Below are 16,152 nucleotides of genomic sequence, written 5' to 3'. Positions count from 1 at the left end.
CAAAGACAACTACCTGGCCCCGACTGGTTCCATCAGACTAGGCGCTTCTGTCCTCAAAACCATAGAAGTGGCGCTCAAATACCTGCCGCGACCGCCGCGTGGACTTGAGGTAGTCGTCCTCCATCACCGAGGCCTCCCCCGGTGCGTACCCACACCAGCGGGCTACCGCCTCCATGTCGCGCCAGGAATTCGGCAGCACGTCACTGACCCGGCCGGTGCAAATCAGTCCCGCGCTGCGGATCCTGGTCGCCAGGGACCAGGCATGGTCCAGCACGGCCACGTCCTCGGCCGGGATGAGCCCTGCCTCGGCAATGGCCGCCAGCGCTGGACGCGTGGAGGTGGTGCGCAAGGCAGGGTGGTCCTTGGCATGTTGCAGCTGCATGAGCTGGACCAGCCACTCGACATCGCTAAGCGAACCGCGGCCAAGCTTCAGGTGCCGTTCCGGTTCGGCGCCACGGGGCAGGCGCTCGGCCTCCACGCGTGCCTTGATCCGGCGAATCTCCCGGACCTGGTCCTCGCCCATGACCTGTTCGTAGCGCAGCGGCTCGATCATGGACATGAAGTCCGCGGCCAATTCCTCGGACCCCGCCATGGGCGTGGCACGCAGCAGCGCCTGTTGTTCCCAGATCTGGGACCAGCGCCGGTAATACTCCTCGTAGGCGGCCAGGGAGCGCACCAGCGGGCCGCTCTTGCCCTCCGGGCGCAGCGCCGCATCGATTTCCAGTCGCGGCTCGGCCTTGATCGCCGGCACCATGGGCCTGCCCAGCAGCAACCCCAGGGCCGTGGCGATGCGCAGCGCCTGTTCCTGGGCGCCCTGCTCGTCGGCCTCGTCGAAGGCGCGTTGCACGAACATCACGTCGGCGTCCGAGCAGTAGCCGATCTCGTGCCCGCCCTGCCTGCCCATGGCCACGACGAGGAACTCGCCCAGCTGCGGGGCCGCGGCGTATTCGGTGCGTTGGGCCACCTCCAGGGCCCCGCGCACGGCTGCCCGGTCGTTGTCGGCCAGCGCCCGTCCCACTGCGTCCTGGTCGATGACCGCTGCGCCGTCGGCCAGGGCGATGCGCAGGATCTCCCGGCGCCTGATCACCCGGATCAACCGGATGGCCTGGTCGGGACCGAGGTTCCGCTGGAGCTTCGAGGAAATCTCGCCCCACAGGGCCTCGTAGCCCAGGGGCTGCAGCGACTTGGTTGATCCCAGCCATGCCGCCGATTCCGGGGAGACCTCCAACAGGTCGGTGATGAAGCGGGAGTTGGACAGGATCCTGCACAAACGCTCGGCGGCCGCGGTGGAATCCCGCAGCATGCCCAGGTACCAATGCGACTCCCCCAGGGACTCGCTCAGCCGCCTGAAGCCCAGCAGCCCGGCATCCGGGTCCACGCCCTCGGCTATCCACCCCAGCAGCACCGGCAGCAGCTGCCGCTGCAGCGCCGCGCGCCTGCGCATGCCCCCGGTCAGTGCCTCGATGTGGCGCATGGCGGCCTTCGGGTCCACGTAGCCCAGGGCCCGCAGGCGGGATTGCGCCGCCTCCGGGGACAGCCTGACCTCGTCGGCCGAGAGGTTCGAGGCGCTGTTGAGCAGCGGCCGGTAGAAGATGCGTTCGTGGAGCAGGCGGACCAGGCGCTTGGTTTCGCCCCAGCGCTCCAGCAGTCCGGCGGCGGTGGACAGCTCGACACCCAGGGTGGAGCGCACCGCCCGGGCCAGGACGCGCTGGCCCGATTCCTTGTGCGGCATCAGGTGCGTGCGGCGCAGGTTCACCAGCTGGATGCGGTGCTCAAGCACGCGCAGGAACCGGTAGGAGCGGTCGAACTTCTCGGCATCGGTTCGCCCAATGTAGCCGGCCAGGCTCAGCGCCGCGATGGCCCGGGTGGTGGAGCGCAGGCGCACCGTCTCATCCACCCGTCCGTGGACCAGCTGGAGCAGCTGGACGGTGAATTCGACGTCCCGAAGCCCGCCGGGACCCAGCTTGAGCTGGTGCGCCAATTCGGCGGGCTTGATGTTGGCGGTGACCCTCCGGCGCATGCGCTGCACCGACTCCACAAACCCCTCGCGTTCCGAGGAGGACCAGACCAGCGGCGCCACCATGGCCTCGTAGGCAGCGCCCAGCTGCGGGTCGCCGGCGATGGCCCGCGCCTTCAGAAGCGCCTGGAACTCCCAGGACGCTGCCCAGCGCGCGTAGTAGGCAGCATGGGATTCCAGGGTCCGGCTGAGCGCCCCGTCCTTGCCCTCGGGGCGCAGGTTCGCGTCCACCTCCCAGAGGCCGGGTTCGATTCCGGCGTTGTCAATGGCGCGGGAAATGCCCACGGCCAGTTCCCTGGCCAGGGAACCGGCCAGATCCTCGTCGAGTCGATCGCTGGAGTGCACGTAAATGACGTCGACGTCCGAGACGTAGTTCAGTTCGCGGGCGCCGCATTTGCCCATGCCGATCACCGCCAGGCGCAGGTCGGCGATGTCCTCGGCCTTGAAGCGCTGCCCTGCCTCGGCCCGGCTGATGGCCAGGGCACCCTCGATGGCCGCGGCGGCCAGGTCCGCCAGTTCCCGGCCGACCTCCGGCATGGCTTCCAGCGCATCGGCGGCCCCCAGGTCGCGGTGGGCCAACGACAGCAGGGCTCGCCGGTACGCCACGCGCAGCATGCGGTGGCCGTCCTCGCCGGAGACCGCTGCCACCGGGGGTATCCCTGATGCGGGATCGGCTCCCACGGCGCACAGCAGCTCGGCACGCAGTTCCTGGGCGCTGCGCCCTTCCATGCGTGCCGGCGCTGGCACCTCAAGGACCTCCAGGGACGCGGGCTCGCGAATCAGGAAGTTCGCCAGGGCGTCCGAGGCACCAAGCAAGCGCAGGAACCCCGGCGCGGTGCGCGGGCTCCGGGCCAGTTCCAGTGCCGCGGGGGCATGCGGGATGAGTCGGATCAGCGACAACAGCGCCTGGTCCGGGTCCGCGGCGTGGGCCAGGTGGCCCACGAGCGCCCGATGGTCAAGGTCCTGGATTTCCTTGTCGGCCAGGAAGCGCTTGGCGCGCTCCAAGTCATCGAACCCCGCGGAAATCAACTGCCTCGTGGAGATATGCAAGGGAACCCCTTAGAGGATCCCCAGGTAGCGCCGGAGTTCAAACGGGCTCACGTTCTGGCGGTAGGCTTCCCACTCGTCGCGCTTGTTGCGCAGGAACGAGGTGTACACCTGCTCGCCGAGGATCTCTGCCACCAGCTCGGATTCCTCCATGGCGCGGATGGCGTCGTGCAGGGACCCGGGCAGCGGGTCGTGCCCGCTGGCGCGGCGTTCGGCGCTGCTCAGGCCCCACACGTCCTCTTCGGCGTGCGGCTCGAGTTCGTAGCCTTCCTGGATGCCCTTCAGTCCGGCGCCCAGCAGGCAGGCGTAGGCCAGGTACGGGTTGGTGGCCGAGTCGATGCCGCGGTACTCCACGCGCGCCGACTGGCCCTTGCCCGGCTTGTACAGCGGCACGCGGACCAGGGCGGAACGGTTGTTGTGGCCCCAGGAGCGGTGGCTCGGGGCCTCCCCGCCGCCCCAGAGGCGCTTGTAGGAGTTCACGAACTGGTTGGTCACCGCGGTGAATTCCGGGGCGTGGCGCAGGATCCCGGCAATGAACTGGCGGGCGGTGTCGGAGAGCTGGAATTCCCGGCCCGCCTCGAAGAAGGCGTTGGTGTCGCCCTCGAAGAGGGAGAAGTGGGTGTGCATGCCGCTGCCGGGTTCGTCGGAGAACGGCTTGGGCATGAAGGTGGCGTAGATCCCCTGCTGGAGCGCGACTTCCTTGATCACGGTGCGGAACGTCATGACGTTGTCGGCCGTCTGCAGGGCATCGGCGTAGCGCAGGTCGATTTCGTTCTGGCCCGGACCGTTCTCGTGGTGGCTGAATTCCACGGAAATGCCCACGGCCTCGAGCATGGTCACGGCGGTGCGGCGGAAGTCCTGGGCGACGCCACCGGTGACGTGGTCGAAGTAGCCGCCCCGGTCAACCGGGACCGGGTAGCCGTCGACACCCAGCTCGGACGAGCGTAACAAATAGAATTCGATCTCGGGGTGCGTGTAGCACGTGAAGCCCATGTCGGAGGCGACAGCCAGCTGGCGCTTGAGCACGTGGCGCGAGTCGGCGGCGGCCGGCAGCCCGTCCGGGGTCAGGATGTCGCAGAACATCCGCGAGGTGGGTTCGGTTTCACCACGCCACGGCAGGATCTGGAAGGTGGAGGGGTCCGGCTGCAGCAGCATGTCGGACTCGTAGATGCGCGAAAGTCCCTCAATCGAGGACCCATCAAAGCCCAGGCCTTCCTCGAAGGCCCCCTCGACCTCGGCCGGGGCCAAGGCCACCGACTTCATGGAACCCACCACATCGGTAAACCACAGGCGCACAAAACGTACGTCCCTCTCCTCAATGGTTCTAAGGACGAATTCCTGCTGGCGATCCACGGCGGGTTCCTTCCACAAGCGATTTTGGCGGCGATTCCCGCCCCACTGACTCACTTTATACGTTTTTGCGGCCAGGACACGGAAGGACAGGTTTGCCGATTGTGCATTAGTCTCTTGCCCATGAGTGCTCATCCTTCCACACCAGCAAATCCCCCGGCCGCGGGCACCGCTTCCGGCCCGCGGATCCGTCTCCACCACCTGCAAGCGGCCAAGGACGAGGGCAGGAAATTCGCGATGCTCACGGCCTACGACACGATGATGGCAAACATCTTCGATTCCGCCGGCATCGAGGTCCTGCTGGTGGGTGATTCGGCGGCAAACACCGTGATGGGATACTCCTCCACGTTGCCGATCACCCTGGACGAGATGATCGTCTTCTCCAAGGCGGTGGTCTCGGGCGCCAAGCACGCCCTGGTGGTGTGCGACCTGCCGTTCGGATCCTACGAGGTGTCCCCCGAGCAGGCGGTCGCCTCCTCCGTCCGCCTGATGAAGGAGGGCGGGGTGCACGCGGTGAAGCTGGAAGGCGGCCAGTTCTTCGTCCCGCACGTGCGCGCCCTGGTGGCCGCGGGAGTGCCGGTCATGGCCCACATCGGCTTCACCCCGCAGTCCGAACACGCCCTGGGCGGCTACCGGGTGCAGGGCCGCGGCGACGCCGCGGCCGCACTGGTTGCCGATGCGCAGGCGCTGGAGGCGGCGGGGGCCTTTGCAGTGCTCATGGAAATGATCCCCACCGGCACCGCCCGCCGTGTCGATGAAGCGCTGCGCGTGCCCACCGTGGGGATCGGCGCCGGCGCCGTCACCACCGGCCAGGTCCTGGTCTGGCAGGACATGCTGGGCCTGGGCAGCGGCAAGAGCGCGCGTTTCGTCAAGAAGTACGCCGACCTGCGCTCCGTGGTGGCAGGGGCCGCGACCGCCTACCGCGAGGATGTGCTCGCCGGAAACTTCCCGGCGGCGGAACACGAATTCGGGGACCAGTAGTCCCTAGTCCTCCTCGTCTTCTTCGTCTTCCTCGTCCCACTGCTCGTTGCGTTCGCGCACCTTGCTCATGGCCAGCTCGGCCTCGGCACGCGAGGCATACGGGCCCAGAAGCTGCGACCAATCCGCCTGCGGCCCGGTTTCGACCTGGCCGGTGGTGACGTTGAACCAGAATTCGCCCTCGCCGGGCAATGCTCCACTCATCGGGACTGGCCCCACCTTTCGTTTACGGTACTTTGACTCGACATGGCACCACCCTACCGCCGAAGGGCCGCCGGTGACCGGTCACCTGCCGGGCGCCATGGCACTTGGCACCGTCGACCCCGCTAGAATGGGAACCATGCCTTTAGCTTCAACCGCACCCATCGGATCCCTCGTTCCCGGTGCCCCCACTCCGCAGCGAACCGTCCCGAATTCGATCCCCCGTCCCGAGTATGTCGGGCGCCCCGCACCGCGCAAGTCGGATGCCCCGGAAGTCCGCTCCGCGGACATCATCGCCCGGATGCGCGTGGCCTCCAGGATCGCCGCACAGGCGCTGGCCGAGGTTGGCAAGGCAGTTGTCCCGGGAGTGACCACCGACGAACTGGACAGGATCGGTCACGAGTTCCTGCTGGACCACAAGGCCTACCCCTCCACACTGGGCTACCGGGGCTTCACGAAGTCGCTGTGTGCCTCGATCAACGAGGTCATCTGCCACGGCATTCCGGACAGCACGGTGGTGCATGAAGGCGACATCGTGAACATCGACATCACCGCGTTCATCGGCGGAGTCCACGGCGACACCAACGCCACCTTCTTCGCCGGGAACGTCGATGAGGAATCACGCCTGCTGGTCGAGCGCACCGAGGAATGCCTGCGCCGGGCCATCAAATCCGTGATGCCGGGGCGCGAAATCAACGTCATCGGCCGCACCATCTCGGCCTACGCAAAACGCTTCGGCTATGGCGTGGTGCGGGACTTCACCGGGCACGGCGTGGCAGAATCCTTCCATACCGGATTGATCATCCCGCATTACGATGCGGCACCGGCCTACAGCCAACTGATCGAGCCGGGCATGACGTTCACCATCGAACCCATGCTCACCCTGGGCACCATCGAGTGGGACATGTGGGACGACGGCTGGACTGCGACCACCAAGGACCGCAAGCGCACGGCACAATTTGAACACACACTGCTCGTCAACGAGGACGGCGCCGAAATCCTGACCCTGGCCTAACACCGGGGACCCCGTTTTAGCCCTCCTTAGAGAAAGAGCCCGACCCGCATGTCTGAACGCGCACTGAACCCATCGCCCACGGCCATCGGCATCGACATCGGCGGGACCGGCATCAAGGGCGGCATCGTCGACCTCTCTGCCGGAAAGCTGATCGGCGAACGCGTCCGCATCGACACCCCCAAGCCGGCGACGCCGGCCGCCGTGGCGGAGGTCGTGGCACAGATCGTCAGCGAGCTTGCTGCGCGCGCCGAGGCCCCGGAAGCCCAGGGGCCGGTGGGCGTCGCTTTCCCGGCGATCATCCACCGCGGCGTGGCCCGTTCGGCCGCCAACGTGGACAAGTCCTGGATCGGCACCGACGTTGACGCGTTGTTCACCGAGCGCTTGGGCCGCACCGTCCACGTCATGAACGACGCCGACGCGGCAGGCCTGGCCGAGGCCCGCTTCGGTGCCGGCGAGGGCATTGAGGGCACCGTGCTGGTGATCACCCTGGGCACGGGCATCGGCTCCGCGCTGATCCACGACGGAGTGCTCGTTCCCAACGTGGAGCTGGGCCACCTGGAAATCGATTCGGCAGTGGCCGAGACCCGTGCCTCGGCCTCGGCACGTGAGCGCGACGAGCTGTCGTGGAAGGAATATGCCAAGCGCCTTCAGCGCTTCTTCTCCCACGTCGAGTTCCTCTTCTCCCCCACGCTGTTCATCATCGGCGGCGGGATCTCCAAGCGCGCCGAGGACTACTTGCCCAGGCTTTCCCTGGACACGCCGATCACGGTGGCCACCTCGAAGAACAACGCGGGCATTGTGGGCGCCGCGCTGCAGTGGGGCCTTTCCCAGCCGTAGCACCACCCAAAGTCAATGGCGGGTCGGCTGCCTTCTCCAACGGAATTCCGTTTCGGAAGGCAGTCGACCCGCCATTGTTCGTTCAGTTCAGCTTCACCGCGGTGGCGGGAGGCAAACGGCCCTACCGTGCGCCCAGGGGACGCTGGGGTCCCACCGGGCGGCTTTCGCGTTCGGTCCGCAGCTTTTCAATGGCCGTCTCGAAGTCCTCAAGGGACGTGAAGTCCTGGTAGACGCTGGCGAAGCGCAGGTAGGCCACCTCGTCGAGCCGCTGCAGGGGCGTGAGGATCGCCAGCCCGACCTCGCGGGCGTTGATTTCCGCCGCTCCGCTGGAACGAACCGCCTCTTCGACCTCCTGGGCCAGCAGGGCCAGGTCGTCGTCGGTGACGGGGCGGCCCTGGCAGGCCTTGCGCACGCCGTTGATGACCTTTGCCCGGCTGAACGGCTCGGCCACTCCGGAACGCTTGAGCACATTCAGGCTGGTAGTCTCCGCCGTGCTGAACCGGCGCCCGCACTCGGCGCATTGCCGGCGCCGGCGGATCGCGGTGCCGTCGTCGGTCAGTCGGCTATCGACGACACGCGAATCGGTGTGCCTGCAATAGGGACAGTACATGGCACCCCTTCCTCGAGTCTTTTTTGCAAAGCACATGCGTGCTCGGGATTAGTTTAGGGCCACATATAGCGTAATCACAACAATGTCATTACCACATGTTGTGGCCTTGAGCACATACTGGCCTTGGCGCCGCCGATGCGGCAAGCACTAGGGAAAGCGGATGGCCACCGCATCGCCGTGGGCGGGCAGGTCCTCGGCGTTGGCCAGGGCCACCACGTGGGGTGCCACCGCCGAAAGCGCGGCACGGTCGTAGTCGATGACCTGGATGGCCTTGAGGAAGGTGTTGACGTTCAGGCCCGAGGCGAAGGCGGCGGTTCCGCTGGTCGGAAGGACGTGGTTGGAACCCGCGCAGTAGTCCCCCAGGCTCACCGGGGAGTTCGCCCCGACAAACACGGCGCCCGCGGCAGTGATCAGCGCCGCGTCGGCGGCGGCAGTGGCGGTGTGGATTTCCAGGTGCTCGGCGGCATAGACGTTGCAGACGGCGATGCCCGCGGCCATGTCGTCGACCAGGATGGTGGCGGACTGCTTCCCGCCCAGTGCGATGCGCACCCGTTCGGAGTGCTTGGTGGTGGCGCACTGGTTTTCCAGCGCATTGCGCACAGCCTGGGCAAGCTCGGGCGAATCGGTGATAAGCACCGCGGCGGCGTTCGGGTCGTGCTCGGCCTGGGAGATCATGTCGGCTGCGATGAAGTCGGGGTTCGCCGTGGCATCGGCCAGGATCGCGATTTCGGTGGGGCCGGCCTCCGCATCGATGCCGACCACGCCCTTGACCAGGCGCTTGGCGGTGGCAACAAAGAGGTTTCCGGGGCCGGTGACCACATCGACCGGCTCGATGGCCAACTGCGGGTCAACACCCTCGGGCACCGCAACGCCGTAGGCGAGTGCGGCGATGGCCTGGGCCCCGCCCATGGCGTGGACCTCGTCGACGCCCAGCAGCCTGGCCGCGGCCAGGATCGTGGGGTGGGGCAGCCCGCCGAATTCCTTTTGCGGGGGCGAGGCGATGGCCAGGGATCCGACGCCTGCAGCCAGCGCAGGGACGGCGTTCATGATCACCGAGCTCGGGTAGACCGCCAGGCCGCCCGGGACATAAAGGCCCACCCGGCGCACCGGTACCCAGCGCTGGGTGACGGTTGCACCCGTCCCGTATTCCACGCGGGTGTCTTCCGGCACCTGGGCCGCGGCAAAGGTGCGTGCCCGGGCAATGGATTCCTCCAGGCCGGCACGGACCTCCGGGTCTAGCTCGGCCAGGGCGCGTTCCATGGCCTCGGCGGGGACGCGGGTGTAGTCCTGTTGCACGCCGTCAAACTTCTCTGCCAGCTCGGACAGTGCGGCGAAGCCCTCGGTGCGCACGCGGCCGATGATCGATTCGACGGCTTCGGCGGCGGTGGCGAAGTTCAACTCGGGGCGCGGCAGCACCGCCTTGAGGCTCGCATGGTCAAGGGCGGCACCTCGCAAGTCGAGGTCCTGGAGCGCGGAAAAGGTCTGGGGGCTGGCGTTGCTGGTCACCGGACCAGTTTATAGTGTCGGCGGACCCTCACCACGAAAAGCGCCGGGTCCCGCCTTAACAATCGATACGGCGCTCCAAGCGTTGGGGTGCGCTTCCCACGGTGCATGCCGGTGCCATAGTCTGCACGTAGCACGCACGGAAACAACAGAAGGGGAACCCCATGCCACTGCCACACGGCAGCATCGGGCCAACGCCAACCGGACTGCGCATCGTGATCGAACGCGAGGTCGGGGTCGGCCTGGAGGAAATCTGGAACGCATTCACCACCCCCGAGGGCCTGGAGCCCTGGGTGGGAGTCCTGCGCGGAAACCGCGAGGCCGGTGACCTGCGATTCTCCATGGTCGAGGAGGGCAAGGAAGCGGAGCCCGCGAGCCTGGAAATTCACCGTTGCAGGGAACCGCATGAACTGGCCTTCACCACCAACAGCGAGTACGGCGCGTGGCACCTCGGACTCGAGCTGTCCAGGCAGGACGGGGTGAGCACGATTCGCTTCATCCAGGACCTTGGCCTGACCGACGATCCGAGCACCATCGGACCGGGCTGGGAGTACTACGTCCAACGGGCGATTGTCTCCCTGGAGGGCGGCGATGTCGACACGGTCAATTGGGACGACTACTACCCGGCCCTGGCCCCGGCATACACGATGGCCCCCGAATAGACTTCGGCATTCCGCGGGCCCGGTCCGCCCGGGACCTCCACAAGGCCAACAGCCACCAGAAAGGGGGCAATCCCATGACACAGGCCCACGGCGGTGTAGAGCCGTCGCTCCCTGGTCGGCGAATCGTCATCGAACTCGATGCGCCGTACGGCGTCCGTGACATCTGGGATGCCTTCACCACGGTCGAGGGCCTCCGATCCTGGGCGGGAATCCTGCGCGAGAACGCAGAAAGCGGCAACCAGCGGTTCGCATTCCTTGAGGAAGGGCTGGAATCGGCGGCCGGGAGCGTGCTGGTCCACCAGTGCAGGCCCCCATACAAGTTCCGCTTGACGGTCGACACCGATCAAGGGCCATGGGATCTTGGCCTGGATCTTTCGTCTCGAGCGGGCACGAAGAAAATCACGTTCACCCATGAACTCGGCGCGGCCGATGACCCAGGCACCATCGGGCCGGGCTGGGAGTACTACCTGCAGCGGATGCTCGTGCACCTAAAGGGCGGCAATGTCGATTCAGTTCTGTGGAACGACTACTACCCGGCCCTGGTCCCGGCCTACACGAAGGCACCCGAATAGATTCACCCAAAAGTGCGGGGTGTTCAATCGGGCGCCGTGGCACCGGGCCCTAGTTCGTTTTAGCCGTCGAGGCAGGTCGGGCCCAGCAGGACCTTGAGGTCGCCGAAGAGCGCCGAGTTCGGGTTGACCCGGTACTCCATGCCCAGGCGCATCAACGAGACCCCGCGGGTGCTGTGCAGCTTCACGCGCACCTCGGTTGTCCCCTGGTGCACGCGCAGCACGTCCCCGAGCGCGGAGATGACCTCCTCGGTGGCCTTGTGGTTGGCCATGGAGATGACCACCGGGCCGCCCTCGCCGTCTTCGCTGATTTCCGGGACGGTGAGTTCCTGGGCGTTGAGCGTGATGGATCCGTCGTCGCGGCGCTGCACGCGTCCCTTGACCACCACGATGAGGTCCTCGGCCAGCACGTTGGCAATGGGTGCGTAGGCGTTGCCGAAGAACATGGTTTCCATGGACCCGGAGAGGTCCTCGATCTCGCAGCGCGCGTACGGGTTGCCGCTCTTCTTGGCGATGCGGCGCTGGAGCGAGGTGATCATCCCGCAGATGGTCACGGTGTGCCCGTCCTGCGGGCCGTCCTCGGAGAGCACCTGGGTGACGGAGAGGTCGGCATTCTGCTCCAGCAGGCCGCCCAGTCCCTTGAGCGGGTGGTCCGAGACGTAGAGCCCGAGCATGTCCCGCTCGAAGGCCAGCTTGTCCTTCTTCTCCCAGTCGGGCATGTCCGGGACCGACACCGTCATGCCTGCAGCGGCGGTGGGGTCGTCAAAGGCGCTGAAGAGGTCGAACTGGTTGGCGGCCTCGTTGCGCTTGACGGAGATGACCGAGTCCACCGCCTCCTCGTGGATGGCGACCAGGGCCCTGCGGGCGTGGCCCATCGAATCGAAGGCGCCGGCCTTGATCAGGGATTCGATGGTGCGCTTGTTGCAGACCACCGCCGGGACCTTTTGCAGGAAGTCGGCGAAGTTCTCGAAATTGCCCTTTTCGGCCCGGGCCTCGACCAGGGCGTTGACCACGTTGGCGCCCACGTTGCGGATCGCCCCCATGCCGAAGCGGATGTCTGTGCCCACCGGGGTGAAGTTCAGCGCGGACTCGTTCACATCCGGCGCCAGCACGGTGATGCCCATGTGCCGGCATTCGTTCAGGTACATGGCCGTCTTGTCCTTGTCGTCCGCCACCGAGGTCAGCAGCGCGGCCATGTATTCGGACGGGTAGTGGGCCTTGAGGTAGGCGGTCCAGTAGGAGATCACGCCGTAGGCGGCCGAGTGCGCCTTGTTGAAGGCGTAGTCGGAGAAGGGCAGAAGGATGTCCCAGAGGGCCTTGACGGCCTCCATGGTGTACCCGTTGTCGATCATGCCCTGGGAGAAGCCGGCAAACTGCTTGTCCAGTTCCGATTTCTTCTTCTTGCCCATCGCGCGGCGCAGGATGTCTGCCTGGCCCAGCGAGAAGCCGGCCAGCTTCTGCGCGATGGACATGACCTGCTCCTGGTACACGATCAGGCCGTAGGTCCCGCCCAGGATCTCCCGCAATGGTTCCAGGAGCGTGGGGTGGATCGGGGTTTCTTCCTGGAGCTTGTTCTTGCGCAACGCGTAGTTGTTGTGCGAGTTGGCACCCATGGGGCCGGGCCGGTAGAGCGCGAGCACCGCGGAGATGTCTTCGAAGTTGTCCGGGCGCATGAGCTTGAGCAGCGAGCGCATGGGCCCGCCGTCGAGCTGGAACACGCCCAGGGTGTCGCCGCGGGCCATCAGCTCGTAGGCGCCTGCGTCGTCCAGCTCCAGGCGTTCCAAATCCAGGTCAACGTCCTGGTTCGCCTTCATGTTTTCCAGCGCATCGGAAATGATGGTGAGGTTTCTTAGACCCAGGAAGTCCATCTTGATCAGCCCCAGGCCTTCACAGGTCGGGTAGTCGAACTGGGTGATGACCTGGCCGTCCTGGATGCGGCGCATGATCGGGATGACATCGATGATGGGGTCCGAGCTCATGATGACGCCGGCGGCGTGCACGCCCCACTGGCGCTTGAGCCCCTCGATCCCCTTGGCCGTCTCGAAGACGCGCGCGGCCTCCGGGTCGGTGGCCACCAGCTGGCGGAAGTCCCCTGCCTCGGAGTAGCGCTTGGACTTCGGGTTTTCGATGTCGTTGAGCGGGATGTCCTTGGCCATGACGGCCGGGGGCAGCGCCTTGGTCAGCGATTCGCCCATGGAGAAGGGGTAGCCCAGCACGCGCGAGGAGTCCTTCAGCGCCTGCTTGGTCTTGATCGACCCGTAGGTCACGATCATCGACACGCGTTCGTCGCCGTACTTCTCGGTGACGTATTTGATCACTTCGGAGCGGCGCCTATCATCGAAGTCGACGTCGAAGTCGGGCATGGAGACACGTTCGGGGTTCAGGAAGCGCTCGAAGATCAGCCCGTGGTGCAGCGGGTCCAGGTCGGTGATGCGCATGGCGTAGGCCACCATGGAACCGGCTCCCGAGCCACGGCCGGGCCCGACGCGGATGCCGTTGTTCTTGGACCAGTTGATGAAGTCGGCAACGACCAGGAAGTAGCCGGGGAAGCCCATCTTGATGATGACGTCGAGCTCGTAGTCTGCCTGGCGGCGGACGTCGTCCGGGATGCCGCCCGGGTAGCGGTAGTGCAGGCCGGTGTCGACTTCCTTGATCAGCCAGCTGGTCTCGTCCTCGCCCGGGGGGCAGGGGAAGCGCGGCATGTAGTTCGCGCCGGTGTCGAAGGAGACCTCGGCGCGCTCGGCGATCAGCAGCGTGTTGTCGCAGGCATCGGGCATTTCCCTGAACAGGTGCCGCATTTCGGCCGGGGACTTGAGGTAGTAGCCGGAACCGGAGAAAGCGAAGCGCGAACCGCCCTGGTCGTAGGTCGGCTCATCGAGTGTGGAACCGGAGTTGATTGCCAGCAGGGCCTCGTGGGCCGGGGCGTCGTGTTCGTGCGTGTAGTGCAGGTCGTTGGTGGCAAGCCGTGGGATGTCCAGTTCCTTGGCCAGGCGCAGCAGGTCCTGGGTGACCCGGCGCTCGATGTCCAGGCCATGGTCCATGAACTCGCAGAAGTAGTTTTCCTTGCCGAACAGGTCCTGGAACTCGGCGGCCGCGGCCTTGGCCTCGGCGTACTGGCCGAGGCGGAGCTTGGTCTGCACCTCGCCCGAGGGGCAGCCGGTGGTGGCGATGATCCCCTCGTGATAGGTGTTCAGCAGGTCGCGGTCCAGACGCGGGTACTTGCCGAACACCGAATCGAGGGAGGCTATGGAGGAGGCCTTGAACAGGTTCTTCATGCCGGTGTTGTTGTAGCTGAGCAACGTCATGTGCGTGTACAGGCCACCGCCGGAGACGTCGTCGCGCTTCTGGCTTTCCTCGGTGCGCCACTTCACACGGGTCTTGTCGTCGCGGGCGGTGCCCGGGGTGACGTAGGCCTCGATGCCGATGATGGGCTTGACCCCGGCCGCGGTCGCCTTGGACCAGAAGTCATAGGCACCGAAAAGGTAGCCGTGGTCGGTGGTGGCCAGTGCAGTCATGCCCAGCCGGTTGGTCTCCTCAAAGAGTTCCGTCAGGCGCGCGGCACCGTCAAGCATTGAGTATTCGGTGTGCGTGTGAAGGTGTACGAATCCATCGCGATTAGAGCTAGCCACCGATCCAGTCTAGGCCTTCGAGCAAGACCCGGACCACCAGGGCGCACCGATGTGTGAAGCGGCACCCGGGCCATGTGCCGGGTGCCGCCGCGGTCACACTAGAAGTTGCCGTCGCGCAGCATTTCCAGGGCGTTGTTCAGATCCAGCGGGTAGTCGCTGGTGTACTCGACCCATTCCCCGTTCACCGGGTGGAAGAACCCCAGCCTTTGGGCGTGGAGCCACTGGCGGGTCAGCCCGAGGGCCGCCGCCAGCTTCGGGTCGGCCCCATAGGTCTGGTCCCCCGCGCACGGGTGCCGCAGGGCACTGAAATGCACGCGGATCTGGTGGGTGCGACCGGTTTCCAGGGTGACTTCCACCAGCGAGGCCCGGCCAAAGGCCTCGAGCACCTTGTAATGGGTCACCGAGTCACGGCCGTCCTCGACGACGGCGAATTTCCAGTCATGCCCCGGATGGCGGCCCAACGGTGCGTTGATGGTGCCTTCCAGGGGGTCGGGCAGCCCCTGCACGACCGCATGGTAGATCTTCTTCGGGGTCCGTTCCTTGAACGCGCGCTTGAGCACCGTGTAGGCGCGTTCGGTCTTGGCGACCACCATCAGGCCGCTGGTGCCCACGTCAAGCCGATGGACGATGCCCTGGCGTTCGGCGGCGCCGGAGGTGGAAATGCGGTAGCCCGCGGCGGCCAGCGCTCCGACCACGGTGGGGCCGACCCAGCCCGGGGAAGGGTGGGCAGCGACGCCCACGGGCTTCTCGATGACGACGTAGTCATCGTCGTCGGCAATGATCTTGAGGTCTTCCACGAGTTCTACCCTGATTTCTAGTGGGTCTGGACGAAGCGGGATGAAGACTTCGATGGTGTCGCCCGCAGCGGTTTTCCGGGACTTCCCCAGTGCCTTGCCGGCGAGCGTCACGTTCCCCTCGGCACACAGCAGCGCCGCCTGCGCGCGGGAGATTTCCAGGCGCTGGACCAGGAAGGCATCGAGGCGCAGGGCCGACTCGTCGGGTGCGACGACCAAGGATTCGGAGCGTTCCTGGTTCACTGCTGCTCCTGCTGCTCGGCCCCGGCGTCGTGCCCGGGCTCCTTCTTCGCCACGGACTTGCTGCCATCGAGCTCGCGGCCGGTGAAAAGCAGCAGGCAGATCCCGATCATCGAGCAAACGATGAACATGTCGGCGACATTGAAAATCGCGAAGTTCGGCAAGGCGATGAAATCCACCACGTGGCCCTGTCCGAAGGACGGCGGCCGGAAGAGCCGGTCGGTGAGGTTTCCCGCGACCCCGCCCATCAGCCCGCCCAGGGCGAGCACCCAGGGCCAGACGCGGATCTTGCGCACCAGGAACACCGCCACATAGAGAAGAACTGCCGCCTGGATGATACTGAAGATCCAGGTGTAGCCCTCGCCCATGGAAAACGCGGCGCCGGAGTTCTTGATGTAATACCAGCGCAGCAGCGGAGGCAGGACGTCGATGACCTGTCCCTCGTACATGGAGGATTCAACGATGCGCTTGGTGATCTGGTCCAGGACCAGTGCCAACATCGCCAAGGCGCTCGCGGCGAGCACGAGGTGCCGCTTGGTTCCACTGCCGGCCTTGGGCGTGGCGGCACCTTCAGGCGCCGGTGGTATGGAGCTGTTTTCCATCATGTCCTTTAACGCATTGTTGGGGGTGGGTTTAACCCCCCCCCACAAAAATAATACAAAAAAATTTTTGGGAAATGTTGTAGGAGGTTATGTGTTTT

The 16,152-nt window shown here is 66.0% G+C and carries 13 protein-coding genes; 5 read left to right on the top strand and 8 right to left on the bottom strand.

Features of this window, described 5'->3' with window-relative positions; genetic code table 11:
* Positions 1 to 37 precede the first annotated feature (37 nt).
* Complete coding sequence (locus ACLQ7E_RS19915) at positions 38 to 3,067, bottom strand: bifunctional [glutamine synthetase] adenylyltransferase/[glutamine synthetase]-adenylyl-L-tyrosine phosphorylase (RefSeq protein WP_411734315.1); 3,030 nt, start codon at positions 3,065 to 3,067, stop codon at positions 38 to 40.
* Between the two features lie 9 nt (positions 3,068 to 3,076).
* A complete protein-coding gene (locus ACLQ7E_RS19910; protein WP_411734314.1) occupies positions 3,077 to 4,417 on the bottom strand; it encodes a glutamine synthetase family protein in 1,341 nt (446 codons plus the stop codon).
* A gap of 120 nt (positions 4,418 to 4,537) precedes the next feature.
* Here ACLQ7E_RS19910 and panB point away from each other — a divergent pair, with 120 nt between their 5' ends.
* On the top strand, positions 4,538 to 5,395 hold the full coding sequence (gene panB / locus ACLQ7E_RS19905; RefSeq protein ID WP_411734313.1) for a 3-methyl-2-oxobutanoate hydroxymethyltransferase: 858 nt from the start codon (positions 4,538 to 4,540) through the stop codon (positions 5,393 to 5,395).
* Positions 5,396 to 5,398: 3 nt separating this feature from the next.
* Here panB and ACLQ7E_RS19900 read toward each other — a convergent pair whose 3' ends face one another.
* Positions 5,399 to 5,596, bottom strand: a complete 198-nt coding sequence (locus tag ACLQ7E_RS19900; RefSeq protein WP_411734312.1) for an SPOR domain-containing protein — start codon at positions 5,594 to 5,596, stop codon at positions 5,399 to 5,401.
* Between the two features lie 136 nt (positions 5,597 to 5,732).
* Between ACLQ7E_RS19900 and map the strand changes: the two genes are divergently transcribed.
* Both map and ppgK read left to right on the top strand, forming a co-directional pair.
* Positions 5,733 to 6,608, top strand: coding sequence for a type I methionyl aminopeptidase (map, locus tag ACLQ7E_RS19895; protein ID WP_411734311.1), 876 nt, complete (start codon positions 5,733 to 5,735; stop codon positions 6,606 to 6,608).
* A 48-nt stretch (positions 6,609 to 6,656) separates the two neighbouring features.
* Entirely contained in the window at positions 6,657 to 7,445 is a 789-nt protein-coding gene (ppgK, locus tag ACLQ7E_RS19890; RefSeq protein ID WP_411734310.1) for a polyphosphate--glucose phosphotransferase, read from the top strand.
* Between the two features lie 121 nt (positions 7,446 to 7,566).
* Here ppgK and nrdR read toward each other — a convergent pair whose 3' ends face one another.
* On the bottom strand, positions 7,567 to 8,055 hold the full coding sequence (gene nrdR / locus ACLQ7E_RS19885) for a transcriptional regulator NrdR (RefSeq protein ID WP_411734309.1): 489 nt from the start codon (positions 8,053 to 8,055) through the stop codon (positions 7,567 to 7,569).
* Between the two features lie 147 nt (positions 8,056 to 8,202).
* The gene (hisD, locus tag ACLQ7E_RS19880; protein ID WP_411734308.1) at positions 8,203 to 9,561 is read right to left on the bottom strand and encodes a histidinol dehydrogenase; all 1,359 of its coding nucleotides are present in this window, start codon (positions 9,559 to 9,561) and stop codon (positions 8,203 to 8,205) included.
* 161 nt (positions 9,562 to 9,722) lie between these two features.
* On the opposite strand from hisD, the gene ACLQ7E_RS19875 reads away from it, so the two are divergent.
* Positions 9,723 to 10,220: an SRPBCC domain-containing protein gene (locus ACLQ7E_RS19875; RefSeq protein ID WP_411734307.1), complete on the top strand. Its 498-nt coding sequence runs from the start codon at positions 9,723 to 9,725 to the stop codon at positions 10,218 to 10,220.
* A 74-nt stretch (positions 10,221 to 10,294) separates the two neighbouring features.
* Positions 10,295 to 10,792, top strand: a complete 498-nt coding sequence (locus ACLQ7E_RS19870) for an SRPBCC domain-containing protein (RefSeq protein WP_411734306.1) — start codon at positions 10,295 to 10,297, stop codon at positions 10,790 to 10,792.
* Positions 10,793 to 10,851: 59 nt separating this feature from the next.
* On the opposite strand, the gene dnaE is transcribed toward ACLQ7E_RS19870, so the two are convergent.
* The 3 genes from dnaE to lspA form a co-directional block, all read right to left on the bottom strand.
* Positions 10,852 to 14,418 (bottom strand): DNA polymerase III subunit alpha, encoded by a 3,567-nt coding sequence (gene dnaE / locus ACLQ7E_RS19865; RefSeq protein WP_411734305.1) that lies wholly within the window; start codon positions 14,416 to 14,418, stop codon positions 10,852 to 10,854.
* Between the two features lie 98 nt (positions 14,419 to 14,516).
* A complete protein-coding gene (locus ACLQ7E_RS19860; protein ID WP_411734304.1) occupies positions 14,517 to 15,455 on the bottom strand; it encodes an RluA family pseudouridine synthase in 939 nt (312 codons plus the stop codon).
* Positions 15,452 to 16,054, bottom strand: coding sequence for a signal peptidase II (gene lspA / locus ACLQ7E_RS19855; RefSeq protein ID WP_411734363.1), 603 nt, complete (start codon positions 16,052 to 16,054; stop codon positions 15,452 to 15,454). The genes ACLQ7E_RS19860 and lspA overlap by 4 nt, the downstream gene beginning before the upstream one ends.
* Between the last annotated feature and the right edge of the window lie 98 nt (positions 16,055 to 16,152).

Origin of the sequence: Paeniglutamicibacter sp., assembly GCF_046714615.1 — a bacterium.
Lineage (GTDB): Bacteria > Actinomycetota > Actinomycetes > Actinomycetales > Micrococcaceae > Paeniglutamicibacter.
The sequence above is the reverse complement of the archived record's forward strand: the minus strand, read 5'-3'. Positions and strand labels throughout refer to the sequence as shown.

Excerpts from the sequence above, each read along its gene's own strand:
- panB (WP_411734313.1), top strand. The coding sequence starts at position 4,538 with ATGAGTGCTCATCCTTCCACACCAGCAAATCCCCCGGCCGCGGGCACC.
- ACLQ7E_RS19900 (WP_411734312.1), bottom strand. The coding sequence starts at position 5,596 with ATGAGTGGAGCATTGCCCGGCGAGGGCGAATTCTGGTTCAACGTCACC.
- map (WP_411734311.1), top strand. The coding sequence starts at position 5,733 with ATGCCTTTAGCTTCAACCGCACCCATCGGATCCCTCGTTCCCGGTGCC.
- ppgK (WP_411734310.1), top strand. The coding sequence starts at position 6,657 with ATGTCTGAACGCGCACTGAACCCATCGCCCACGGCCATCGGCATCGAC.
- nrdR (WP_411734309.1), bottom strand. The coding sequence starts at position 8,055 with ATGTACTGTCCCTATTGCAGGCACACCGATTCGCGTGTCGTCGATAGC.
- ACLQ7E_RS19875 (WP_411734307.1), top strand. The coding sequence starts at position 9,723 with ATGCCACTGCCACACGGCAGCATCGGGCCAACGCCAACCGGACTGCGC.
- ACLQ7E_RS19870 (WP_411734306.1), top strand. The coding sequence starts at position 10,295 with ATGACACAGGCCCACGGCGGTGTAGAGCCGTCGCTCCCTGGTCGGCGA.
- lspA (WP_411734363.1), bottom strand. The coding sequence starts at position 16,054 with ATGGAAAACAGCTCCATACCACCGGCGCCTGAAGGTGCCGCCACGCCC.